The 20,868-nt window shown below is 56.4% G+C and carries 25 protein-coding genes, 2 tRNA genes, 1 pseudogene and 1 riboswitch; of the genes and pseudogenes, 16 read left to right on the top strand and 12 right to left on the bottom strand.

Annotated elements, in window-relative coordinates; genetic code table 11:
- The first annotated feature begins 3 nt into the window (after positions 1-3).
- Genes rutC through rutG form a run of 5 tightly spaced genes read left to right on the top strand, consistent with a single transcriptional unit; the run spans position 4 to position 3,646 of the window.
- Complete coding sequence (rutC, locus tag AC4OVU_RS08345) at positions 4-390, top strand: pyrimidine utilization protein C (protein WP_015570870.1); 387 nt, start codon at positions 4-6, stop codon at positions 388-390.
- A gap of 7 nt (positions 391-397) precedes the next feature.
- Positions 398-1,198 (top strand): pyrimidine utilization protein D, encoded by an 801-nt coding sequence (gene rutD, locus AC4OVU_RS08340; protein WP_110292991.1) that lies wholly within the window; start codon positions 398-400, stop codon positions 1,196-1,198.
- Between the two features lie 9 nt (positions 1,199-1,207).
- The gene (locus tag AC4OVU_RS08335) at positions 1,208-1,798 is read left to right on the top strand and encodes a malonic semialdehyde reductase (RefSeq protein ID WP_032104810.1); all 591 of its coding nucleotides are present in this window, start codon (positions 1,208-1,210) and stop codon (positions 1,796-1,798) included.
- A 12-nt stretch (positions 1,799-1,810) separates the two neighbouring features.
- On the top strand, positions 1,811-2,302 hold the full coding sequence (rutF, locus tag AC4OVU_RS08330; protein ID WP_015570873.1) for an NADH-dependent FMN reductase RutF: 492 nt from the start codon (positions 1,811-1,813) through the stop codon (positions 2,300-2,302).
- Between the two features lie 21 nt (positions 2,303-2,323).
- Entirely contained in the window at positions 2,324-3,646 is a 1,323-nt protein-coding gene (rutG, locus tag AC4OVU_RS08325) for a pyrimidine utilization transport protein G (protein ID WP_133982581.1), read from the top strand.
- Between the two features lie 58 nt (positions 3,647-3,704).
- Here the strand turns inward: rutG and AC4OVU_RS08320 are convergent, their stop codons facing one another.
- The 4 genes from AC4OVU_RS08320 to AC4OVU_RS08305 all read right to left on the bottom strand — a co-directional run bounded on the left by AC4OVU_RS08320 (position 3,705) and on the right by AC4OVU_RS08305 (position 5,768).
- Positions 3,705-4,226 (bottom strand): GNAT family N-acetyltransferase, encoded by a 522-nt coding sequence (locus AC4OVU_RS08320; RefSeq protein WP_032647926.1) that lies wholly within the window; start codon positions 4,224-4,226, stop codon positions 3,705-3,707.
- 6 nt (positions 4,227-4,232) lie between these two features.
- The gene (locus tag AC4OVU_RS08315) at positions 4,233-4,502 is read right to left on the bottom strand and encodes a type II toxin-antitoxin system TacA family antitoxin (protein WP_015570876.1); all 270 of its coding nucleotides are present in this window, start codon (positions 4,500-4,502) and stop codon (positions 4,233-4,235) included.
- Between the two features lie 73 nt (positions 4,503-4,575).
- Positions 4,576-5,481 (bottom strand): DMT family transporter, encoded by a 906-nt coding sequence (locus AC4OVU_RS08310; RefSeq protein WP_110293128.1) that lies wholly within the window; start codon positions 5,479-5,481, stop codon positions 4,576-4,578.
- 116 nt (positions 5,482-5,597) lie between these two features.
- On the bottom strand, positions 5,598-5,768 hold the full coding sequence (locus tag AC4OVU_RS08305) for a con-10 family general stress protein (protein WP_001273664.1): 171 nt from the start codon (positions 5,766-5,768) through the stop codon (positions 5,598-5,600).
- A gap of 391 nt (positions 5,769-6,159) precedes the next feature.
- Here AC4OVU_RS08305 and wrbA point away from each other — a divergent pair, with 391 nt between their 5' ends.
- The gene (wrbA, locus tag AC4OVU_RS08300) at positions 6,160-6,756 is read left to right on the top strand and encodes an NAD(P)H:quinone oxidoreductase (RefSeq protein WP_006809323.1); all 597 of its coding nucleotides are present in this window, start codon (positions 6,160-6,162) and stop codon (positions 6,754-6,756) included.
- Positions 6,757-6,774: 18 nt separating this feature from the next.
- Positions 6,775-7,002: a YccJ family protein gene (locus AC4OVU_RS08295; RefSeq protein ID WP_006809324.1), complete on the top strand. Its 228-nt coding sequence runs from the start codon at positions 6,775-6,777 to the stop codon at positions 7,000-7,002.
- Between the two features lie 32 nt (positions 7,003-7,034).
- On the opposite strand, the gene agp is transcribed toward AC4OVU_RS08295, so the two are convergent.
- Positions 7,035-8,276: a bifunctional glucose-1-phosphatase/inositol phosphatase gene (gene agp / locus AC4OVU_RS08290; RefSeq protein WP_017693667.1), complete on the bottom strand. Its 1,242-nt coding sequence runs from the start codon at positions 8,274-8,276 to the stop codon at positions 7,035-7,037.
- 152 nt (positions 8,277-8,428) lie between these two features.
- On the opposite strand from agp, the pseudogene AC4OVU_RS08285 reads away from it, so the two are divergent.
- A pseudogene (locus AC4OVU_RS08285) lies at positions 8,429-8,536 on the top strand (winged helix-turn-helix transcriptional regulator); the annotation flags it as partial.
- 66 nt (positions 8,537-8,602) lie between these two features.
- Here AC4OVU_RS08285 and AC4OVU_RS08280 read toward each other — a convergent pair.
- A complete protein-coding gene (locus tag AC4OVU_RS08280; protein WP_017384779.1) occupies positions 8,603-8,962 on the bottom strand; it encodes a winged helix-turn-helix transcriptional regulator in 360 nt (119 codons plus the stop codon).
- Positions 8,963-9,062: 100 nt separating this feature from the next.
- On the opposite strand from AC4OVU_RS08280, the gene AC4OVU_RS08275 reads away from it, so the two are divergent.
- Entirely contained in the window at positions 9,063-9,812 is a 750-nt protein-coding gene (locus AC4OVU_RS08275; protein ID WP_110293127.1) for an SDR family oxidoreductase, read from the top strand.
- Positions 9,813-9,814: 2 nt separating this feature from the next.
- On the opposite strand, the gene AC4OVU_RS08270 is transcribed toward AC4OVU_RS08275, so the two are convergent.
- Complete coding sequence (locus AC4OVU_RS08270; RefSeq protein ID WP_110293126.1) at positions 9,815-10,318, bottom strand: DedA family protein; 504 nt, start codon at positions 10,316-10,318, stop codon at positions 9,815-9,817.
- A 159-nt stretch (positions 10,319-10,477) separates the two neighbouring features.
- Positions 10,478-10,647, top strand: a riboswitch (M-box (ykoK) riboswitch).
- 60 nt (positions 10,648-10,707) lie between these two features.
- On the opposite strand from AC4OVU_RS08270, the gene AC4OVU_RS08265 reads away from it, so the two are divergent.
- Positions 10,708-11,709: a magnesium transporter gene (locus AC4OVU_RS08265; protein WP_003858115.1), complete on the top strand. Its 1,002-nt coding sequence runs from the start codon at positions 10,708-10,710 to the stop codon at positions 11,707-11,709.
- A gap of 42 nt (positions 11,710-11,751) precedes the next feature.
- Here the strand turns inward: AC4OVU_RS08265 and AC4OVU_RS08260 are convergent.
- Positions 11,752-11,839, bottom strand: a tRNA-Ser gene (locus tag AC4OVU_RS08260).
- 254 nt (positions 11,840-12,093) lie between these two features.
- On the opposite strand from AC4OVU_RS08260, the gene AC4OVU_RS08255 reads away from it, so the two are divergent.
- A complete protein-coding gene (locus tag AC4OVU_RS08255) occupies positions 12,094-12,612 on the top strand; it encodes a LuxR C-terminal-related transcriptional regulator (RefSeq protein ID WP_110292605.1) in 519 nt (172 codons plus the stop codon).
- Positions 12,613-12,652: 40 nt separating this feature from the next.
- Here the strand turns inward: AC4OVU_RS08255 and AC4OVU_RS08250 are convergent, their stop codons facing one another.
- Complete coding sequence (locus AC4OVU_RS08250; protein ID WP_032104945.1) at positions 12,653-14,266, bottom strand: mechanosensitive ion channel family protein; 1,614 nt, start codon at positions 14,264-14,266, stop codon at positions 12,653-12,655.
- A 173-nt stretch (positions 14,267-14,439) separates the two neighbouring features.
- Between AC4OVU_RS08250 and AC4OVU_RS08245 the strand changes: the two genes are divergently transcribed.
- From AC4OVU_RS08245 to AC4OVU_RS08235, 3 genes are read left to right on the top strand one after another with little or no spacing between them, the layout of a single operon-like run.
- On the top strand, positions 14,440-15,447 hold the full coding sequence (locus tag AC4OVU_RS08245) for an ABC transporter substrate-binding protein (protein WP_110292604.1): 1,008 nt from the start codon (positions 14,440-14,442) through the stop codon (positions 15,445-15,447).
- Complete coding sequence (locus AC4OVU_RS08240) at positions 15,444-16,475, top strand: FecCD family ABC transporter permease (RefSeq protein ID WP_110292603.1); 1,032 nt, start codon at positions 15,444-15,446, stop codon at positions 16,473-16,475. Before AC4OVU_RS08245 ends, AC4OVU_RS08240 begins: the two co-directional genes overlap by 4 nt.
- On the top strand, positions 16,472-17,233 hold the full coding sequence (locus AC4OVU_RS08235) for an ABC transporter ATP-binding protein (protein ID WP_110292602.1): 762 nt from the start codon (positions 16,472-16,474) through the stop codon (positions 17,231-17,233). The genes AC4OVU_RS08240 and AC4OVU_RS08235 overlap by 4 nt, the downstream gene beginning before the upstream one ends.
- 60 nt (positions 17,234-17,293) lie before the next feature.
- Here the strand turns inward: AC4OVU_RS08235 and AC4OVU_RS08230 are convergent.
- Together AC4OVU_RS08230 and AC4OVU_RS08225 are read right to left on the bottom strand one after the other, a co-directional pair.
- Positions 17,294-17,381: transfer RNA gene (locus AC4OVU_RS08230), tRNA-Ser, on the bottom strand.
- Positions 17,382-17,525: 144 nt separating this feature from the next.
- Positions 17,526-19,154, bottom strand: a complete 1,629-nt coding sequence (locus AC4OVU_RS08225) for an ABC transporter substrate-binding protein (protein ID WP_110292601.1) — start codon at positions 19,152-19,154, stop codon at positions 17,526-17,528.
- A 270-nt stretch (positions 19,155-19,424) separates the two neighbouring features.
- Here AC4OVU_RS08225 and yccA point away from each other — a divergent pair, with 270 nt between their 5' ends.
- Together yccA and tusE are read left to right on the top strand one after the other, a co-directional pair.
- Positions 19,425-20,084, top strand: a complete 660-nt coding sequence (yccA, locus tag AC4OVU_RS08220) for an FtsH protease modulator YccA (protein WP_003858127.1) — start codon at positions 19,425-19,427, stop codon at positions 20,082-20,084.
- Positions 20,085-20,172: 88 nt separating this feature from the next.
- Positions 20,173-20,502: a sulfurtransferase TusE gene (gene tusE, locus AC4OVU_RS08215; RefSeq protein ID WP_003858129.1), complete on the top strand. Its 330-nt coding sequence runs from the start codon at positions 20,173-20,175 to the stop codon at positions 20,500-20,502.
- Here the strand turns inward: tusE and yccX are convergent.
- Positions 20,499-20,780 (bottom strand): acylphosphatase, encoded by a 282-nt coding sequence (yccX, locus tag AC4OVU_RS08210; protein ID WP_017693676.1) that lies wholly within the window; start codon positions 20,778-20,780, stop codon positions 20,499-20,501. The two genes, tusE and yccX, sit on opposite strands and share 4 nt — an antisense overlap.
- Positions 20,781-20,868: the final 88 nt, after the last annotated feature.

Raw genomic sequence — 20,868 nt, 5'->3', positions numbered from 1 at the left:
GCTATGCCGAAATCCGTGATTATTCCGCCGGGCACCAGCACCCCGATTGCCCCGTTTGTCCCCGGCACCCTCGCCGACGGCGTGGTGTATGTCTCGGGCACGCTGCCGTTTGATAAAGACAACAACGTGGTATTTATCGATGACCCAAAGGCGCAAACCCGCCACGTGCTGGAGACGATCAAAACCGTGATCGAAACGGCGGGTGGGACGATGGAGGACGTGACCTTCAACAGCATCTTTATCACCGACTGGAAAAACTACGCCGCGATTAACGAAATCTACGCGGAGTTTTTCCCCGGCGATAAACCGGCGCGGTTTTGCATCCAGTGCGGGCTGGTAAAGCCCGAAGCGCTGGTTGAAATTGCCACCGTTGCGCACATCGCGAAGTGAGGCGGCCATGAAACTGTCCATTTCACCGCCCCCCTTTGCGGGCGCGCCCGTGGTGGTACTGATTGCCGGGCTCGGCGGCAGCGGCAGCTACTGGCTGCCCCAGCTCGCCGTGCTGGGGCAGGAGTATCAGGTGGTGTGCTACGACCAGCGGGGCACGGGGAATAACCCGGATACCCTGCCGGAAGACTACACCCTCGCACACATGGCCGACGAGCTTGCGCTGGCGTTAGCCGAGGCCGGGATCGCCCGTTACTGCGTGGTCGGCCACGCGCTGGGGGCGCTGGTCGGCCTGCGGCTGGCCATCGATAAGCCCGACGCCATCACCGCGCTGGTCTGCGTCAACGGCTGGCTGACCCTCAATGCCCATACCCGCCGCTGTTTTGACGTTCGCGAACGTCTGCTGCATGCGGGCGGCGCGCAGGCGTGGGTAGAGGCACAGCCGTTGTTCCTCTACCCGGCAGACTGGATGGCCGCCCGCGCCCCGCGGCTGGAGGCCGAGGACGCGCTGGCGCTGGCCCATTTTCAGGGCAAAGCCAATCTGCTGCGCAGGCTGGATGCGCTGAAGCAGGCCGATTTCAGCCGCCACGCTGCACGCGTTCGCTGCCCCGTACAGATTATCTGTTCCACCGACGATCTGCTGGTGCCGTCCGTCTGCTCCGCTGAACTGCACGCCGCCCTCCCGCACGCCCGCAAAACGGTCATGCGCCAGGGCGGGCATGCCTGCAATGTGACCGTGCCGGACATCTTTAACACTCTGCTGCTGAACGGGCTTGCCAGCCTGCTGCACAGCCCAGAACCCGCTTTGTAAGGAGCTTGAATGAGCGAAGCCATCACGCCCGCCGCGCTGGAAACGCTGTTTACCGGCGCACGTACCCATAACGGCTGGCTGGATATACCGGTCAGTGACGAGACGCTGCGCGAGATTTATGACCTGATGAAATGGGGGCCGACGTCCGCCAACTGCTCCCCGGCGCGCATTGTGTTTGTGCGAAGCCCGGAAGGAAAAGAGAAGCTGCGCCCGGCGCTCTCCAGCGGCAACCTTGAGAAAACGCTCACTGCCCCGGTCACGGCGATTGTCGCCTGGGACAGCGAGTTTTATGAGCGCCTGCCTGAACTGTTCCCACACGGCGATGCCAGAAGCTGGTTTACCGCAAGCCCCGCGCTGGCGGAAGAGACCGCCTTTCGCAACAGCTCAATGCAGGCCGCGTACCTGATTTTCGCCTGCCGCGCGCTCGGGCTGGACACCGGGCCGATGTCGGGTTTTGACCGGGAAAAAGTGGACGCGGCCTTTTTCACGGGCACGCTGCTCAAAAGCAATCTGCTGATTAACATCGGCTATGGCGATACGACCAAACTGTACGGACGCCTGCCGCGTCTGGCCTTTGACGATGCCTGCGGGCTGGCGTAAGGAGCGAACGTGATGACACCGGATAAACAAACCTTTCGCGACGCCATGGCCTGCGTCGGCGCAGCGGTCAATATCATTACCACCGACGGCCCGGCAGGCCTGGCGGGCTTCACCGCCAGCGCGGTATGCAGCGTCACGGATTCCCCGCCTACCCTGCTGGTGTGCCTGAACCGCGGCGCGTCGGTCTGGCCGATTTTCAGCGAGAACCGCACCCTGTGCGTTAACACGCTGAGTGCCGGACAGGAGCCTTTATCCAACCTGTTTGGCGGGAAAACGCCGATGGCGGACCGCTTTGCCGCTGCCCGCTGGCAGACAGGCGACACGGGCTGCCCGCGTCTGGAAAATGCGCTGGCCTCGTTCGACTGCCGCATCAGCCAGGTGGTGAGCGTTGGCACTCACGACATTCTGTTTTGCGACATCGTATCCATCGTACGCCACCCGGCGCCGCAAGGGCTGGTGTGGTTCGACCGCGGCTATCACGCGCTTATGCGACCCGCCTGTTAATCCGCATTCAGGAGACAGATCATGTTCGGACTTCCCCACTGGCAGTTGAAATCGACCTCCACAGAAGAAGGCGTGGTCGCGCCGGATGAAAGGCTCCCGCTCGGGCAGACAATGGTGATGGGCGTGCAGCATGCGGTCGCGATGTTTGGTGCGACGGTGCTGATGCCCATGCTGATGGGGCTGGATCCTAACCTCGCCATTTTGATGTCGGGTATGGGTACCCTGCTGTTCTTTTTTGTCACCGGCGGGCGTGTGCCCAGCTATCTGGGCTCCAGCGCCGCCTTCGTTGGGGTGGTTATTGCAGCGACCGGGTTTAACGGTCAGGGTATTAACCCCAACCTGAGCGTGGCCCTCGGCGGCATTATCGCCTGTGGGCTGGTCTACACCCTGACCGGTCTGGTGGTGATGAAAGTCGGCACGCGCTGGATCGAGCGGATGATGCCCCCCGTCGTCACCGGGGCGGTGGTGATGGCGATAGGCCTGAACCTCGCGCCGATTGCGGTGAAGAGCGTATCCGGCTCGCCGTTTGAAAGCTGGATGGCGGTGATAACGGTGCTGTGCATCGGCGTGGTGGCGGTCTTTACGCGCGGCATGATCCAGCGTCTGCTGATCCTGGTCGGGCTGATTGCGGCCTGTCTGGTCTACGCGCTGCTGGCGAACGTGTTCGGCCTCGGCAAACCGGTTGATTTCACACTGATTCACCAGGCCGCCTGGTTCGGCCTGCCGCAGATGACCTCACCCACCTTTAACGCTCAGGCGATGATGCTCATCGCGCCTGTCGCGGTGATTCTGGTGGCTGAAAACCTGGGCCACCTGAAAGCCGTAGCGGGAATGACCGGGCGCAATATGGATCCGTATATGGGGCGGGCGTTTGTGGGAGACGGTCTGGCGACCATGCTCTCCGGCTCGGTCGGCGGCAGCGGCGTGACCACCTACGCGGAAAACATCGGCGTGATGGCAGTGACCAAAGTCTATTCGACGCTGGTCTTCGTGGCGGCGGCGGTGATGGCGATGCTGCTCGGCTTTTCCCCAAAATTCGGCGCATTGATCCACACCATCCCGGCCCCCGTGATTGGCGGCGCCTCGATTGTGGTATTTGGTCTGATTGCCGTCGCGGGGGCACGCATCTGGGTGCAGAACCATGTTGATCTGAGCCAGAACGGTAACCTGATCATGGTGGCGGTAACGCTGGTGCTGGGGGCGGGTGATTTCGCCCTGACGCTGGGCGGGTTTACGGTGGGCGGGATTGGCACGGCGACCTTCGGCGCGATCCTGCTCAACGCCCTGCTGAGCCGCCGGATGGCTGCCGCGCCGCAGGGCGCCGTGGTGACTCAGGATCCGTGAAATCAACACGTCGGGTAACGGCGACGCCTTACCCGACCTGCATGTTCCTTAAGAGCGATCACGCCTGCTCAAACAGTCGTTCTATAGATTGCGTGGGGAAGAACAGCGAACTGCTGTTTTCACCTGCCAGCGGGATAAACCCCAGCTTCAGATAAAATCGTTTGGCCCGTTCGTTAAGCGCATCCACAAAAATTCCGTGGACGCCAACAGCCTGCGAGGCCAGATAAACAACGCGCATAGCGTGTGTGACAAGCGTTGTTCCCCACTCGTTTCCCTGGAGTTCTTTATGGACAGCCAGACGCCCCAGCGTCACGCTGGGGACGTTGCTGTATGGGATGCGGCGCTGCTGAGTCTTTGAAGGAAGCATCGCTTTTTCAAAGCAACTTCCCGAGAGTGTGTAATAGCCCAGGACACGCGGATGGTCGCGTTCTTTAAGCAGGTAGCCGCGTAAAATACGCCCGCCGTGCTGACGTATCAGGTGCTCGGTAAGGAAGGCATTTAGCGAGGGTTCACCACAATCGAAATCGCCGAAATCGTAATCGGTTCCCTCTGATAACATTTCGATCGTGAGATTTGCCACGACGCTTCACTCCATGTTTCGAAGACGTTTCGCCGCTCGCTTCAGGCGTTCATTTGGCTCTGGCGGATTGTCGATGGCATCCATAACGGCAATCCATGAGGCTTCGTTTAATACGAGACGCCGATGCTGTTCGATGACTTCGGCAGCACGCTCTGACGCACTGTTCACCATAAACTGGGTGATCGTTTGGTTGGTCATCGCTGCCGCTTCTTCAATCATTGTTTTGTCTTCGTCCGACAGGCGAAGATCGATACGCTGTTTTTTGAGTGCTGGCATGGTTTCATTTATCGTGTACGGTTTTCATCCGTACACATCGTAGTTAAACCTGCCCTTTATTTCAATCAAAAGCTTATTCGGCCGTTAAATCGTTCACCGCATTCCGACGCTTCCTGAGCTTTAACTCACTCACCAGCACGCCGAGAACAATAAACGCCGCGCCCACCAGCGCCAGCAGGGGCAGACGCTCCCCGGCGAGTCGCCCGAAAATACCCGCCCATACCGGTTCACCGGTATAAATGACCGTCGCCCGAGTTGGGGATACGCTGCGCTGCGCCCAGTTCATGGTGACCTGGATAATGGCGCTGAAAATGCCCAGCCCCAGCGCCACGACGATAAGCCCGGTAGACATCGGCGGGACGGACTCCCCTGCCGGCACCATCGTCGCGAACGCCACCAGCGACGCGGTGGTAAACTGCACCACCGTCACCCGCTTGACGTCCACTTTTCCTGCCCAGGCGCTAATCAGGATAATTTCTGCCGCAATGGCGACGGCCCCCACCAGAGTGATGATCTCCCCCGGCCCCAGCGCCAGCAGATTATTTTCCGGCCCGGCTAATAAAATAAGGCCGATGAACGCCAGCACGATGCCAATGCACGACATCAGGCCCGGCATTCTGCCGAGGCACAGCCACTGCAACAGCGGCACCAGCGGTACGTACATGGCGGTGATGAAGGCGGATTTACTGCTGGAGATAGACTGGAGCCCCCACGTTTGCAGGCTGTAGCCCATGGCAATCGCCACACCAATGGCGACACCCGCCTTAAGCTCTCTCAGGGTCAATCCGCGCAGGGTTTTCAGCGAAATAAGCGCCACGGCAATCGCCGCGGTTGCAAAGCGCAGCCCTACAAAGAAAAACGGATCGCTCATCGTGACCGCGTACTGAACGGCAAGAAAGGTTCCGCCCCAGAACATGGTGATCAAAATCAGGATCGCTTCCTGAGGCTTAATGGAGAAGGTAAAACGGGAAACGGACATGGGACACCAGCACGAAGAATTAATCCTGTAGTGTGCGATGCCTTTGATGACAGTTCAATGTAGCTGACATAAAAAAACCGCCGGGAAACCCGGCGGCAGGGCGTTAACCCGGCGTACTACTTATTGCTGCCGTGGCTATTTTTACCCCCTTTTTTACCAGCCTCTGATGCGCGCTGAGGGTCGTTTTTGAAGTTGCCCCCGCTAGACTGGCCACCTTTACGACCTGCTTCTGATGCTCTTTCACGGTCTTCAGCGAAATTACCTGAACCACCACGATGGTTTGCCATCTCTAACCTCCAGAGTGTGAAACATTAGACATCATATTGCATTCAGTAAAAGAGGATTCTTTCACCTCGCGGCTCAAGGACAGTGCCTTTATCTGTGCCGCGTGAAACTAAGCTTAGTGTAATGCGGCTATCCGGCAAGCGAGAGGTAATATTCTGCAACATGATCTCAGCCTTTCGTATGAAATATCGGGGAAGTTATTCATAAGCCATTCTTATATTTTGAAAAATCCGCGCCGCGAAAGTTGTTTCATTTTGCTACAAGGCGCGTAACCAAAAGATATTGTTATATATCAAAGAAATGCCGTTCATTTTTGCAGTCTGGCTGTGATGTCATATCTTTAAAGGAACGCAGCGATCGGCTGTAAGAAAAACCAACGAGGAGTGATGCAAAATGGCAAAAGTTCTGGTGCTCTATTATTCCATGTATGGACACATTGAAACCATGGCTCACGCAGTAGCAGAAGGCGCAAACAGAGTAGACGGCGTTGAGGTCGTGGTTAAACGCGTACCGGAAACCATGCAGGCGGAAGCCTTCGCCAAAGCCGGGGGGAAAACACAAAACGCCCCGGTCGCCACCCCGCAGGAGCTCGCGGACTATGATGCCATTATCTTCGGCACCCCGACCCGCTTCGGCAATATGTCCGGCCAGATGCGCACCTTCCTCGACCAGACGGGCGGGCTCTGGGCCTCCGGCGCGTTATACGGCAAGCTGGCCAGCGTGTTCAGCTCTACCGGCACGGGCGGCGGCCAGGAGCAGACGATCACCTCCACCTGGACTACTCTTGCCCATCATGGGATGGTGATTGTGCCGATTGGCTACGGCGCACAGGAACTGTTCGATGTTTCCCAGGTTCGTGGCGGGACACCGTATGGTGCGACCACCATTGCCGGTGGCGATGGTTCACGTCAGCCAAGCAATGAAGAACTTTCAATCGCCCGCTATCAGGGTGAATACGTCGCGGGTCTTGCCAAAAAACTGAACGGCTAACCCAACAGGAGGACAAGTATGCCAACTCAAGAATCCAAAGCTCACCACGTGGGCGAATGGGCAAGTTTACGCAATACCTCTCCGGAGATTGCCGAAGCCATCTTTGAAGTCGCCAATTATGACGAAAAGCTGGCTGAGCAGATTTGGGAAGAAGGCAACGATGAAGTGCTGGTTCGCGCCTTCGAAAAAACCGACAAAGACTCGCTGTTCTGGGGCGAGCAAACCATCGAACGTAAAAACGTCTGAACGTTCCCCCCGCCCACGCGGGGGGTTATCTTCTATTTCGCCGCGTTGTTCATCACCGCATTGAATTTATCGACAGGACAGAAGCCGTTGCCATCCACCGGACAGCCCTTCAGCTCCAGCGTCACGCGCTGCGCAGGGGATTGCAGCGACAGTACGCTGGCGTTACGCAGTTGCTCTGAACTCTGGTAGACATACTCAATTTTCATCAGCTCCTGATTAGTGTTTTTGTCATGCCAGCGCTGGAAGACAATTTTACCGCCAATCGGGGTTCTTTCCTGCTGGTCGTGCAGTTGATAAGGCCTGAAGTCCAGCGCGGTCAGCAGCGAGGCGATGTTTGAGTCGTGCCCCACCAGCAGGGTGATTTTTGGCGCTTTTGCCTGGTCGGTCACCAGCGCTTTATCAATGTACTTCACCAGCGGTTTAGCCACGTTCTGCGCCACCTCCGTCGACGTAAACAGCGAGTCCTGATAGCCGTTTTTCAGCTTCGACAGCACGCGCCACTGCTGATCGGTTTTGATTTCCCCCCAGGCCACCTGGTCTGTCGGGAAGCCTTCGTAATACTGAAGCGTGAACGCATCCACCAGCGAGTTACCCACCTTCAGCGGCCCGGAGACGCCCGGCTCTTTTTCATAATCGGCGCTGAACGTATCTTTCGCCTCCGTCAGGGAGCAGACTTTTTTCTCCTTGCAGGACGGCGAGTCGCTGTAGTTTGTCAGCTGTTCCAGCAGTTTGTAGCTTTCATCCAGCTGCATTTTCTGCCGTTCCGTCTCCATCGCTTTCAACGCTTTCTCGCGAAACTCAGGGGAGTTATCGGTAATGACCGGATTGAAGGTGGGGTCCATGGTGCCCATTTTTTCCTGGTGATGCACAGGAACATCGCACCCCGGGAACGCGCCGGTGATAAAGAACTGCGCGGTCGCCACGGTGCGCTGGAGGCTGTTGGCGTAGGCATAGACGGTATCCGCTGGCGGGCATTCACCCGTCTTCACCATCCCCTGCTCTGCCAGCCACTCGCGCATATAGTGACCCATATACACTTCCAGTACGCCGCCTTTGGTGGTGAGCTGTCCACCCGGGACGTCCCACTCCGGCCACTGCTTCGGCGTGGACTGCTCCAGCACGCTGCCGTTATTGGCAAGCGGCGCGCGCAGGTTGTGGCGGCTCATGATGAGCACCTGTTCCAGCTGATAGCCGTCCGGCGTGTCCTGCGCCTGTGCGCCAAAGGTCACGGAAAGGGTACCTGCCACGGCAACTGCGAGTAGTGCTTTTCTCATCCCTAATTCCTCACACGTTTTTAATGTCGCCCTGAGTGTGACAGATCCGTGACAGTTTTTTCGGGAAGCATTTCTCAAACTGATGATTAACGTGCTTACGGCGTGTGCCGATGAGTTTTATAAAAAAACCATACCCCACCGGAGAATTCGCTGTGAAACGTACCCGCCTTGAAGAGAGCACCTGCCCCGTCGCCCGTTCGCTGGATATTATCGGCGACTGGTGGTCGCTGCTGATTGTTCGCGACGCGCGCTACGGGGTCGCAGTCGATATTCTGGTGGCCTATCTCACCGATGAAGCGGGGATCCGCGCTACGTAAAACAGTAGCCTAACGCTGAAGCTGGTCGCCGTATTCGCTCATCCAGGCGGCCAGCGGCGAGAGTGCGTCCTGAAGGGTTAGCCCCAGCTCGGTGATCTGATACTCCACGCGCGGCGGGATCTCCGGGTAGACCGTTCGCGTCACCAGCCCGCGCTGCTCAAACAGGCGCAGCTGCTTCGTCAGCTCTTTCTGGGTGATGGGGGCAGCCGCCCGCAGCAGATCGCCAAAGCGAACGGGCGTATTGAACACAATCAGGCGATAGAGAATGGGGATCGCCCACTTACCGGAAATCAGGTTCACAAACTGCGTCATCGGGCAGGTATACGCCTCAGATTTTTTTTCGCAGCACGCTTCCAGCAGCTCTGCCATTTCACACCTCTTGCCTCTTTAGTATCCATTTGGTACCTGGTTTCCTTTCGATACTAACGTTTCTATAGTGCTTTCTCCAGAGACATTTCAGGAGAAGAACATGGGTCGTTTAACCGATAAGTATACGTTGATTACCGGCGGCACCAGCGGTATCGGTCTCGCCACCGCGCAGGCGTTTATCGCCGAAGGGGCGCGCGTCGCCGTGACCGGACGCAACCCGGATACCCTCGCCGAAGCAGAGCGCATTCTGGGCGATAAGGCCTGGGTGATCCCAACCGACGCAGGCGATATTTCGTCGCAAAAAGCGCTGGCGGAGACCCTCGCCGCCCGCTGGCCACGCCTGGATGCGGTCTTTCTCAACGCCGGTGACGTAACGCACGCGCCGCTGCAAGTCTGGCAGGAAGAGGCCTGGGACCGTCTGATGAACATCAACCTGAAGGGACCGTTCTTTTTAATTCAGGCGCTGCTGCCGCTGCTGAATAACCCATCCTCGGTGATCCTCTGCGGCTCCGTGAGCGCGCGCATCGGCCTGCCCACCAGCAGCGCGTATGCCGCGAGCAAGGCCGCCCTGCTGTCGCTGGCGCGTACACTGTCGGCGGAGCTGCTGCCGCGCGGGATCCGCGTCAACGGTCTGAGTCCCGGTCCGGTGGAAACCCCGGCGTTTACGAAAACGGGCTTAAGCGACGAGGCGCTTAACGCGATGATGGCAGAGGTCATTAAGCTGGTGCCGCTGGGCAGAATGGGCTCGACGACCGAGCTGGCAAAAGCCGCGCTTTATCTGGCCTCCGACGAGTCGAGCTACACGGTGGGAACGGAACTGCTGGTGGACGGCGGAATGGGGAGCCTGTAATTTTATAAGGCGCTGATGCCGGTGACCGCACCGACATACAGCGCCGCCCACGCACAGGCGGAAAGCAGGCTGACGGCGTAGACCTTGACGGCGTTCAGCCTGAGCATCCCGGCCGCCAGCGGGACGATGTAACGCAACACCGCCAGGAAGCGCGACGTAAAAAGCACGATGACCCCGTTCTTTTGCAGCTGATGCTGGACCCGCAGGAACTTATTGGCATGCTTTGAGGTGAAGCGCGTGACCATCCGGGTATGCCCCATCAGCTGGCCGATATGGTAATTCAGCACCGAACCCGCCGTTGCCCCCATCACCACGGCGAGCCACGTCAGCGCAGGATGCATGCTCCCCTGGCTGACGGTAATGCCCGCCAGCAGCATCACCGACGCAGGCGGCAGCACGGAGGAGATCAGCACCGTCGATTTGCTCAGCGCCATCACGAATAACAGCACAAACAGATGTGCCGGATACAGCGCAAAATGATTCAGCAGGTTATCAAACCATGTCATTTTCCCCTCCCCCGTTAATAATTTAATTGTCCATTTAAAATGAATAACCTTAAATAAACCCTCAACATTTTATTAATAAGATTTACCTAAACCGTTCTTAAACATTATTTAATTTTCTGAGCACTAAATTTAAACAGGCGTATTATCCCTCTCGTTTTACAACGATCTCGTTATGGCGAGGCTCCTGTACAAATACACGTTATCGCTCTGGTGGGTTCGAGAGAACCGGCACAGGGTAAAACAGGCACTGTCGAATCAAGGCTTTGTCAGTATAACTTCCCTTGTGGGATACGGTGTACAGTGCTGAACCCAGGACGTGGGGATCTCCTTTCCGACATGCCCTGTCTTGCTCGCCCCTGAGAGATTTTATTATTCAAAGGGAATTTACTATGTCTTACGCTATTCACAACCAAAACCTGGCTTTTAATGACAGCGCCATCGCGCAATATATGAATACCGATTTTATCGTTATCGATATTTCATTATGCGTAGCTCTGGCACGCGAGCAGTTCTTTGAAAAATTAAAAGATGATGATATTCCGTCTCATATTTTTATCGAAGATAACGGTCGCCTCGCAGGTTTAATCGCCGTACGCAAATTATTGCAGGCCACGGATACCGTGCAGCCTGTTAAGGGGTTGATGATATCGGATTTTATTCAGCTCAAACCGGAAGATGAGCGGGCGGATGTCGCCGGGCTGCTGGCGCACGCGGGTGCGGATGTAGTGCCGGTGGTGACCCACGGCAAGCTGGTGGGCTGCCTTACCGAGCGTGAAATCGCCCATCTGCTGGAAGATGACGTTACTGAAGATGCCCAGCTTCAGGGGGCGACGCTGCCGCTGGAGAAGCCCTATCTGGAAACCAGCGCCTTCAGCCTGTGGAAGAAACGCTCCGTCTGGCTGCTGCTGCTGTTTGTTGCGGAAGCGTATACCAGTTCGGTGATCCAGCATTTTGAAGAGGCGCTGGAATCAGCCATCGCGCTGGCGTTCTTTATTCCGCTGCTGATTGGCACCGGCGGAAACAGCGGGACGCAGATCACCTCGACGCTGGTGCGCGCCATGGCGCTGGGTGAAGTCCACCTTCGCGATGTGGGTCGCGTGCTGCGCAAAGAGATGAGCACCTCGTTAATGATTGCCGCCACGCTGGGTCTGGCGGGCTGCGTTCGCGCCTGGATGATGGGCATTGGGATGGAAATCACGCTCATCGTCAGCCTGACGCTGGTCTGCATTACGCTGTGGAGCGCCATCGTCTCGTCGGTGATCCCGATGGTACTGAAACGCTGCAAAATCGATCCGGCGGTGGTCTCCGCACCGTTTATCGCCACGCTAATCGACGGCACCGGGCTGATTATCTACTTCAAAATCGCGCAGTATACGCTGGGGCTGGAATAACGAAAAAACCCTGCGATATTGCTATCGCAGGGTTTTCGAATTTGGCGGAAGCGTAGAGATTCGAACTCTAGAACCCTTTCGGGTCGCCGGTTTTCAAGACCGGTGCCTTCAACCGCTCGGCCACGCTTCCAAAGTGAGGCGCACTATAAACATCTCTGAGCATGATGTAAAGCACGAAATTGCATAACATTACACGTCTTTCGTCCTCCCCTTCCGTCCCGCTGATTTCTTCGCCATCGACTGGCTAAAATGTAAACATTTATTTTTACATTCATAACGTTTATTAGATTCGCGGGTGGTCATTTAGACTCTTTTTCGCACAACACCCATTAACCGTGGATCACTGCGATAAGAGATTAGCCATGACTTTATTTAACGACGATTATGAATTTTTTATTTATCAGTGATAACTATTACCTTTGCCATGGTGTATCAAGCTCCCTGACATCAACCCATTTGATTCGCGATGACGCGGATATTCACGATCTTGATGGGGTCGATCAGGCGATGGATTTTATCATTGCGATTGAACAGGATAAGTTACGCAATAAAACCATTCGGCAGGTCAAAAAAGTTAAGTGTGATTACATTGTCCTGATGCATGAGATAGAAGCCAACCGCGCAGTGAGAATCGATAATATTATCTATTCGTCGATGCATTTTACTGCTCACCCTTTTCAGCAGCTGATGCGCTTTTACCGGGCGCTCAGAACACACTCCTTTACGCGACGCGAATATGACGTGCTGAAGCTGTTTCATTTGGAAAACCATGAGATCGCGAAAAAGCTGCAACTGTCACAAAAAACGACCAGCACCTACCGCGTGAGGATCCTCGAGAAATTAAATATGCGCTCAAAAAACATTCTGGCGATGACCCGTGTAAAATCGGCGATCGTCGATTAAAAGCTGTAACATTTTGCCTTGCCACGGAAAAACCGGGCCGTCACGTTTCGCCCTGAGGGGGTTTGGCTGGCGCGGTATACCAGTTCTCTTTGGCAACCATTACGCTGCCCTCTGGCTGCATAACAAAATTCGGGGACATGATCTGCACGTTAAATTCGTTAAACACATCCTGTATCTGGCTATGCAGTTCATTGCGGGCAACCGCGAGGGACTGTTCGGGCAGCAGACGGACCTGCAATTCGTAAGCGATATACCAGTCCATTAACCCCAACTGGCGTACCAGCGGCGGCTCGGAAAGGTCAATCCCTTTTGCCCGTTTCGCGGCCAGCTCCAGCATGGCATGCACCTGACGCCATGGGGTGTCATAACCGATCGTGACGCTGACCGTCAGATTGAGGCTGCCATCGGGCTGTAGCGCGCTCAGATTGGTGATCTTACCGCTCACCACCACCGCGTTGGGCACGGTAACGACATAATTTTCCCGGGTAATAATTTTGGTCGCCAGCATGCCAATTTCACTGACCTTGCCTTCGTTATCCGCCACCCGAATGACATCGCCTTTGCGCAGTGCGCGGGAGTAAATCAGGACCAGACCGCTCATGGCATGGTTCATCACCCCTGCCGAGCCCAGCGTTAACATCAGGCCAAAGAAGACGCTAATACCTTTAAACGCCAGCGAGTTTGCACCGGGAAGAAACGGCCAGGCGGCGGAGAGAGCAAATAGCCAGACGGCAACGGAAATGAGCTTACGGGTAGCCCCCACGGTTTCCGGATGTACGCCGGGAAGTTGCAGACGACCAGCCTCCACCTGATTGAGCACCATCCTGAGAAGCTTCAGAATAAATGCGGTAATGAGGAAAATGATCAGCACAATCGTCAGCCCCGGCAAGGCCGAGACAATCGCCAGGGCGATTTGCTGCACCACGCGAAGCGTCCAGTCTCCCAGCGACGTGCCCCACACCCGCGTCCACGGAAACAGACTGAATGCCCAGCTCAGCCAGACGTAAAAGCCGATCAACCCCAGCAGGAACATCAGCAAGGCGTAAAGCCGAATCTCAATTGCGCCAATGTACCGCCGCCAGCTTTGCGGCACCCGGCTGCGATTCTCCACAATACGCCGACGGTAGACGCGCCGGAACCAGCGCCAGGATCGCCACGCGCCGTAGCAGAGCAGCAACAGCGCCAGCAGGCCAGCGGCTGTTTTTACCGTCGACAGCGCCAGCCAGCCGGTATCGTATTGATCGCGCAGCGCCATCCTTTGCGCTTCCATGCGCGCCAGCACGCGCTGTGCGGCCTGATTGAGGGTAAGATCGTCCCCTTCGTCCAAATCCCCTTCCGTCAGCAGCATCACAGGTTTCCCGTTCATCACTATTAGCCGTCCCTGCTGGTTATAGCGGGTCACGGGGACGATGCTGAGCGGCTCACGCACATCCGCCTCGGTAAAATTGCGCAGGGTGTTGCGGATGCGTAAAACGCGTTCTTCCGGCGTGGTCAGGCCAAATTTCGCCTGGAGCATGACGATGGGCTGATGGAAGATGTAGACCGTTCGGGCGCGCTCCTGCTCCGTAGGCGCCTGGCGGGGCTCTGCGGCATACGATGAGAAGGCGCTCAGGGCGGCAAAACAGAACGCAAACGCGAGCAGGATCTTTTTCATCCTTACTACCCCAGGTCAGAAATCTTGTTATTTTTCAGGCAACCCGCGAATGCCAGGTGGGTATGTTGAGAATAGTCTAGCCTTTCGTTTCTGCAACAAGCGACGGTGAGCGTGTTGCTCTCAGTCACAATATATGTATTATGTTATAACATAACAATTTCGGATTGCGTTCTATGTTACTTAAAAATGGGTTATTTCTGGCTTCACTGCTCTCCATGGCGCCTGCCGCTTTCGCCGCAACCACCTGGCCCCTCACGATTGAAAATTGCGGCGTTAAGCAGACCTTTACGCAGGCTCCTCAGCGCGTCGTGACCGTGGGTCAGCATGAAACAGAATTACTGCTCGCACTGGGGCTGGAGAAAACGATCGCCGCGACGTCAGTCTGGTTCGGCAAGCTCCCGGCCCCGCTGGAGGATGCCGGGAGAAACCTCCCCCGGCTTGCGGATAATTCCCCCTCCTTTGAGGCCGTGGTAGGGCAGAAACCTGAACTCGTTCTCGCACAGTATCACTGGCACATTGGTCCGCAGGGAGAAGTGGGAACCCGTGAGCAGTTTGCGTCGCTGGGGATTAATACGTGGATCTCCCCTGCCGACTGCACGGATAAAACGGTAACGGAAACCTCAAACGCAGACGGAGCACGTAGCGCGCCGTTTTCACTGGCGGAAATTACACGGGAAGTGACAGATCTGGCGACGATTTTTGATGTTTCCGCGCGAGGTGAGCAGCTCAATCGTGCGCTGGCGGAGCGTATTAAAAAGGCCCAGGCGCGCGCCTCCGCGAAACCGCTTAGCGTTGTATTCTGGTTCTCCAGCAGCCGTCTGAATGGCGATCCCTGGGTGGCCGGGAATTACGGCGCGCCTGGCTGGATCAGCCGCACGCTGGGGTTGAAGAACATTATTGACTCTCACGACGAATGGCCCGCTGTAACGTGGGAACATATAGCCCGATCGCAGCCGGACGTGATTGTTATCGCCGGGATGTCCCGCAGGCTCTACCCTGCCGATGACGTTGAGGTAAAAAAAGCGTTCTTGCGCAGTGACCCGGTGACAAAGAACATGCCTGCGGTCAGGAACAACCACATCATCGTGGTGCCAGCGATGTCGTTAAACCCTTCATTGCGTAATGTCGATGCGGTTGAGCTTATCAGCGATCGGCTGGCTTCTTTCCAGGATGAACAATGAGTCATTTCGCTTTTGACCGCCGCCAGCAGGGTTTACTGGCAGCCGGTGCCATGGCGCTGCCGCTGATGCTGGTCTTTGCCGCCAGTATCGGTGACATGCCGGTGTCGTATGCCAGTACCGGGAAAGCGATCCTCAACGGACTGGGTTTGACCTCTTATGCGTTGCCGCAAACGGAGGAAGGTATCGTCTGGCAATATCGCATGAGCCGGGCAGTAATGGCCGCGTGCAGCGGCGGCGGCCTGGCGTTGTGCGGGCTGGTGTTGCAGTCGATCCTGCGTAACCCTCTGGCTGAGCCTTATCTGCTGGAGATTTCCGCGGGCGCATCGCTGGGGGCCGTCTGCGTGATGCTTCTCGGCATCGGGGGGAGCGTGATTGGCGTGAGCAGCGGTGCGTTTGTCGGCTCGTGCGCCGCCTTTGCGCTCATCATGGTGATTACAAACGGGATGAGTGAAAGCCCGTCGCGCATTTTACTGGCTGGCATTGCGGGCACCCAGCTCTTCAACGCCATGACCGCGTACGTCGTCAGCACGTCCGCCAATGCCGAGCAGTCCCGTAGCGTCATGTTCTGGCTGCTGGGAAGTCTGAGCGGCGTGCGCTGGCCTGACGCGCTGCTGGCGCTGGCCGTTACGCTTGCGGGTTTACTGGTGGTATTGCTCTTTTCACGGGCGCTGGACACCTTCACCTTCGGGGATGAGGTCTCCACCACGCTGGGGATCCCGGTTACCGCCGTGCGTATTGTCTTATTGCTGACCTGTGCCATTGTTACCGCAACGCTGGTGAGCGCCACGGGCGCAGTGGGGTTTGTCGGGCTGGTCATTCCCCATGTAACGCGCATGCTATGTGGGCCGGGCCATCGTCTATCTATCCCGCTGACGTTTCTTATCGGCGCCCACTTTATGATCCTCGCCGATATCGTCTCACGCACGCTGATTGTGCACCAGGTTCTGCCCATCGGGGTGGTGACTGCGCTGGTAGGCGCCCCCGTCTTTGTGGCGTTGCTTTATCAAAACCGAAAGGAGCATCCATGAATATTACTGTGGCCGGGTTAACCGTAACCCGACAAGCGCAGACGGTGCTTAAGGATATCGATCTCGACCTGCCATCCGGGCAGATTATCGGCCTGTTAGGGCCAAACGGCTCGGGCAAGTCGACGCTGCTGCGCTGTCTCGCCGGGCTGTTTCCACGACTCAGCGAACGCGTGGCGCTTAATGGCACAACGCTCGGCATGATGCCGCTGAAAAAACGCGCGCAGCACATGGCGTTTGTCCCGCAACATGCTGAGGTCGACGGAGAACTGACCGTTGAGGACATTGTCAGACTGGGGCGTACGCCCTACCGGAAAACATTCCAGAAAACCTCGCGCGACGATGAGGCTGCGGTTGAGCAGGCGATTGGCCTGATGCAGTTATGCCGCTTACGCCAGCGGCGATGGCACTCTTTGTCTGGCGGAGAGCGCCAGCGAAGCCAGATAGCCCGCGCGCTGGCCCAGCCGCCGCAGGTGCTGTTGCTCGATGAACCGACAAACCACCTGGACATTCAGCACCAGCTGGAGCTGATGCGGCTCGTTTCACAGCTGCCTCTTACGGTGGTGGTTGCACTGCACGATCTCAATCTTGCGGCCAATTATTGCCAGCGTCTGATCCTCCTGAAGGCCGGGCAGATCGCCGCCACGGGCGCGCCCGAAGCGGTTCTGACGCCGGCAAACATCGAGGACACCTGGTGCGTAAAAGCTCAGGTCTGCAAGGCCGACGCCGGGATCACGATAAGCTACAACATGGTGGCATGACGGAAGACTGGCGCAAAAACAAAAACCCCTGCGATATTGCTATCGCAGGGGTTTCGAATTTGGCGGAAGCGTAGAGATTCGAACTCTAGAACCCTTTCGGGTCGCCGGTTTTCAAGACCGGTGCCTTCAACCGCTCGGCCACGCTTCCTAAGTGAGGCGAACTATAAACACCTCACCGCGCGCTGTAAAGAGTGCGCGCATTCGTTCGCTTTAAAAATAGCCAAAATGCGTTTAATCGGTTGAATAGACGACAGATTGGCCGTTTTGGCAGCATAATATCCACCGCGGATCGTTAGTGCTTTTTGATGTACATATCTTTGGTGTAGTAGTACCCGAGCTTGTCTGGCGTGAACCCCCCTACCCACGGTTTCACCAGGTGCGTGCGCACGTAATGATAGACCGGGATCGCCGGTACATCCCGTCCCAGCAGATCTTCTGCCTGCTGGTAGAATTTACCGCGCTCCTCCGCCGTTTTCGATTTCGCCGCGTTCACCAGTGCCCGATCGTAGTCCGGATTGCTGTACTGAGTGGTGTTTTGGCTGTCCCCGGTACGGAAGTTGTTCAGGAAGGTTGCCGCATCGTCGTAATCGGCAATCCAGGCGTAGCGTACCGCGTCAAAGTTATGGGTGTGCATGGTATCAAGCATGGTTTTCCACTCCTGATTTTGCAGCTTCGCCTCCACGCCGAGGTTCTTCTTCCACATTGAGCTGGCGGCAATGGCAATACGCTGGTGCGATTCCGAAGTGTTATAGAGAAGATTAAAGCTGAGCGGATGGCTGTCGTTAAATCCGGCTTCGGCCAGCAGCTTTTTCGCCTCAGCAATGCGTTTATCCATCGGCCAGCTGGCGTAATCCGGGTTCTGAAGCTTGACGCCGCCAATATCCGGCTGGCTGATCAGCCATGCCGGGCGCTGGCCCTGCCCTAATACTTTATCGGCGATGATGTCTTTATCCAGCGCCAGGTTCAGCGCCTTGCGCACGCGGGCGTCGTTGAACGGCGGCCGGGTGGTGTTGAACTGATAATAATAGGTGGCAAGCTGCGGTGAAACGTCCAGCTCGCTCCCCAGCGTTTTCTTCAGCTGAGCAAACTGGTTGATCGGCACCGTGTAGACAATGTCGATTTCGCCCGCTTTGTAGCGGTTGACGTCAGCAGCTTCAGAGGAAATGGGCAGATAGGTCACCTTGTTGATGACGGTATGTTCGTTATCCCAATATTTCGGGTTACGCACCGCGACAATGCGTTCGTTAACCACCCACTGTGACAGTTTATAAGCCCCGCTGCTGACGAAGTGCTCCGGTTTGGTCCACTTATCACCGAAACGGCCTACCAGGACTTTATCAATCGGCACCAGAGACGGGTGAGCCAGCATCGCCAGGAAAGCGGCGTTAGGTTGCGTGAGCGTAACTTCCAGCGTGCTGTCATTGATGGCTTTCACCCCCAGCGACTCGGGCGCTTTTTTGCCTTCTGCGATATCAGTGCCGTTGACGATACGCATACTACCGGGATAGCTGGCATACGGAGAGGCGGTTTTCGGGTCGACCAGCCGCTGCCAGCTCCAGACAATATCTTCCGCGGTGATGGGGGTTCCATCGCTCCAGGTAATGCCCGGACGCAGATGGAACGTCCAGACGGTGTTGTCTTTATTTTCCCATTTCTCCGCCAGGCGCGGCTGGATTTCACCTGCCGGAGAGACGCTGACCAGCCCGTCGAATAAATCGCTGATAATATTGAATTCGACATCGCTTTCGACTTTATGCGGGTCGAGCGAGGCGGGTTCACTGCCGTTGTTCCTGACCAGTTCCTGCTTATCTGCCAGCTGGGTTCCTGCCGGCACGTTAGCCGCCCAGGTTGCCGTGCTGGCGCACAGGACCCCTGCGGTTAACAAAGAGAGCGTAAAGCGCGTGCGTGTTTGTGGTTTCATTTCCTTCGCCTTATTGTCTGTTTTTATGACGATCCGGAAATAACTCTTAGCGGCCTTAGGGAAATAACGCAATATTTTTCAGATACCTATAAGAGGTTGATCTGAATACGCCCAACAAACCGCACTTCATTCTGAGTACAAAGGCTTTGCCAGAATAAAAAACCAGCATAATCCCTAAGGGGCTGAGTAAAGATGGGTAAAACCACTTTGCGTCTGCCGCGCCGTTTCCTATTCTTTGCGCTAATTACATCTGTCATAAGAGAGTGACTCATGGATCGTATAATTACTTCTTCACGCGACCGCACATCGCTACTCAGCACCCATAAGGTGCTGCGCAATACCTATTTCATGCTCAGCCTGACGCTGGCGTTTTCGGCGATCACCGCGACGGCCAGCACCGTACTGATGCTACCTTCTCCGGGCCTGATCCTGACGCTGGTAGGTATGTACGGTCTGATGTTCCTGACCTACAAAACCGCGGATAAACCGGTGGGTATTCTCTCCGCGTTCGCCTTTACCGGCTTCCTGGGCTACATTCTGGGGCCAATCCTGAATGCCTATCTGTCTGCCGGAATGGGCGACGTGATTGGTATGGCGCTGGGCGGTACCGCGCTGGTGTTCTTCTGCTGCTCGGCCTACGTGCTGACCACCCGTAAGGACATGTCCTTCCTTGGCGGTATGCTGATGGCAGGTATCGTGATTGTGCTGGTCGGTATGCTGGCGAACATCTTCCTGCAATTGCCTGCGCTGCATCTGGCAATCAGCGCGGTGTTTATCCTGATTTCATCCGGCGCAATCCTGTATGAAACCAGCAACATCATTCACGGCGGTGAGACGAACTATATCCGCGCCACTGTGAGCCTGTATGTGTCGCTGTACAACATTTTTGTCAGCCTGCTGAGCATCCTGGGCTTCGCCAGCCGCGATTAACTCACCGTGCTGTGAACAGGGCCCCGCTTATGCGGGGCTTTGTTTTTTTGGTAGACTTAGGCGGTTTTTGACTAACGTGTGAATGAATATGTTGAGTTTTGAAGGCAAAGAGATCGAAACCGATAACGACGGTTATCTGAAAGAGAGCAGCCAGTGGAGCGAAGCGCTGGCGGAGAAAATTGCGGAAAACGAAGGAATTACTCTCTCCCCGGAACACTGGGAAGTGGTGCGCTTCGTGCGAGAATTTTACCTTGAATTCAACACCTCGCCGGCTATCCGCATGCTGGTCAAAGCCATGGCGAATAAATTTGGCGAAGAGAAAGGCAACAGCCGTTATCTGTATCGCCTGTTTCCGAAAGGCCCGGCTAAACAGGCGACAAAAATCGCCGGCCTGCCAAAGCCGGTAAAATGCATTTAATAGCGAATACTGAAGTCAGCGTATTCCCGGTCGGGTTGATGCGGTTCCGTTAGCACCTTATCAACCCGCGCGCTGCGCGGTCCGCCCGCTTTCAGCCACGCCACCAGCTTCTCAACCCGATCCGCCTCACCGCAGGCCACAACCTCCACGCTGCCATCATCCATGTTACGCGCATACCCTGTCAGCCCGAGCTGAAGGGCTTCGCGCTGGGTGCTGTAGCGGAATCCGACGCCCTGTACAAGGCCATGAACCCAGGCAATGGTGCAAACATTTGACATCATCCTTCTCCTTATCCGACTGGCGCGTTGCATTTCCTCACTGAAGTCGGGAAAATGGCGGCCATTTCATTGGAATCGACAGAATAGC

Source organism: Enterobacter sp. 6722112 (genome assembly GCF_058661685.1).
The sequence above is the reverse complement of the archived record's forward strand: the minus strand, read 5'-3'. Positions and strand labels throughout refer to the sequence as shown.

Excerpts from the sequence above, each read along its gene's own strand:
- AC4OVU_RS08255 (WP_110292605.1), top strand. The coding sequence starts at position 12,094 with ATGAATTTTTTATTTATCAGTGATAACTATTACCTTTGCCATGGTGTA.
- wrbA (WP_006809323.1), top strand. The coding sequence starts at position 6,160 with ATGGCAAAAGTTCTGGTGCTCTATTATTCCATGTATGGACACATTGAA.
- AC4OVU_RS08225 (WP_110292601.1), bottom strand. The coding sequence starts at position 19,154 with ATGAAACCACAAACACGCACGCGCTTTACGCTCTCTTTGTTAACCGCA.
- AC4OVU_RS08265 (WP_003858115.1), top strand. The coding sequence starts at position 10,708 with ATGTCTTACGCTATTCACAACCAAAACCTGGCTTTTAATGACAGCGCC.
- AC4OVU_RS08235 (WP_110292602.1), top strand. The coding sequence starts at position 16,472 with ATGAATATTACTGTGGCCGGGTTAACCGTAACCCGACAAGCGCAGACG.
- AC4OVU_RS08270 (WP_110293126.1), bottom strand. The coding sequence starts at position 10,318 with ATGACATGGTTTGATAACCTGCTGAATCATTTTGCGCTGTATCCGGCA.
- rutD (WP_110292991.1), top strand. The coding sequence starts at position 398 with ATGAAACTGTCCATTTCACCGCCCCCCTTTGCGGGCGCGCCCGTGGTG.
- AC4OVU_RS08335 (WP_032104810.1), top strand. The coding sequence starts at position 1,208 with ATGAGCGAAGCCATCACGCCCGCCGCGCTGGAAACGCTGTTTACCGGC.
- agp (WP_017693667.1), bottom strand. The coding sequence starts at position 8,276 with ATGAGAAAAGCACTACTCGCAGTTGCCGTGGCAGGTACCCTTTCCGTG.
- AC4OVU_RS08280 (WP_017384779.1), bottom strand. The coding sequence starts at position 8,962 with ATGGCAGAGCTGCTGGAAGCGTGCTGCGAAAAAAAATCTGAGGCGTAT.
- AC4OVU_RS08275 (WP_110293127.1), top strand. The coding sequence starts at position 9,063 with ATGGGTCGTTTAACCGATAAGTATACGTTGATTACCGGCGGCACCAGC.
- AC4OVU_RS08315 (WP_015570876.1), bottom strand. The coding sequence starts at position 4,502 with ATGCCAGCACTCAAAAAACAGCGTATCGATCTTCGCCTGTCGGACGAA.
- rutG (WP_133982581.1), top strand. The coding sequence starts at position 2,324 with ATGTTCGGACTTCCCCACTGGCAGTTGAAATCGACCTCCACAGAAGAA.
- AC4OVU_RS08310 (WP_110293128.1), bottom strand. The coding sequence starts at position 5,481 with ATGTCCGTTTCCCGTTTTACCTTCTCCATTAAGCCTCAGGAAGCGATC.
- tusE (WP_003858129.1), top strand. The coding sequence starts at position 20,173 with ATGTTGAGTTTTGAAGGCAAAGAGATCGAAACCGATAACGACGGTTAT.
- AC4OVU_RS08295 (WP_006809324.1), top strand. The coding sequence starts at position 6,775 with ATGCCAACTCAAGAATCCAAAGCTCACCACGTGGGCGAATGGGCAAGT.
- AC4OVU_RS08240 (WP_110292603.1), top strand. The coding sequence starts at position 15,444 with ATGAGTCATTTCGCTTTTGACCGCCGCCAGCAGGGTTTACTGGCAGCC.
- yccX (WP_017693676.1), bottom strand. The coding sequence starts at position 20,780 with ATGTCAAATGTTTGCACCATTGCCTGGGTTCATGGCCTTGTACAGGGC.
- AC4OVU_RS08305 (WP_001273664.1), bottom strand. The coding sequence starts at position 5,768 with ATGGCAAACCATCGTGGTGGTTCAGGTAATTTCGCTGAAGACCGTGAA.
- AC4OVU_RS08245 (WP_110292604.1), top strand. The coding sequence starts at position 14,440 with ATGTTACTTAAAAATGGGTTATTTCTGGCTTCACTGCTCTCCATGGCG.
- yccA (WP_003858127.1), top strand. The coding sequence starts at position 19,425 with ATGGATCGTATAATTACTTCTTCACGCGACCGCACATCGCTACTCAGC.
- AC4OVU_RS08250 (WP_032104945.1), bottom strand. The coding sequence starts at position 14,266 with ATGAAAAAGATCCTGCTCGCGTTTGCGTTCTGTTTTGCCGCCCTGAGC.
- rutC (WP_015570870.1), top strand. The coding sequence starts at position 4 with ATGCCGAAATCCGTGATTATTCCGCCGGGCACCAGCACCCCGATTGCC.
- rutF (WP_015570873.1), top strand. The coding sequence starts at position 1,811 with ATGACACCGGATAAACAAACCTTTCGCGACGCCATGGCCTGCGTCGGC.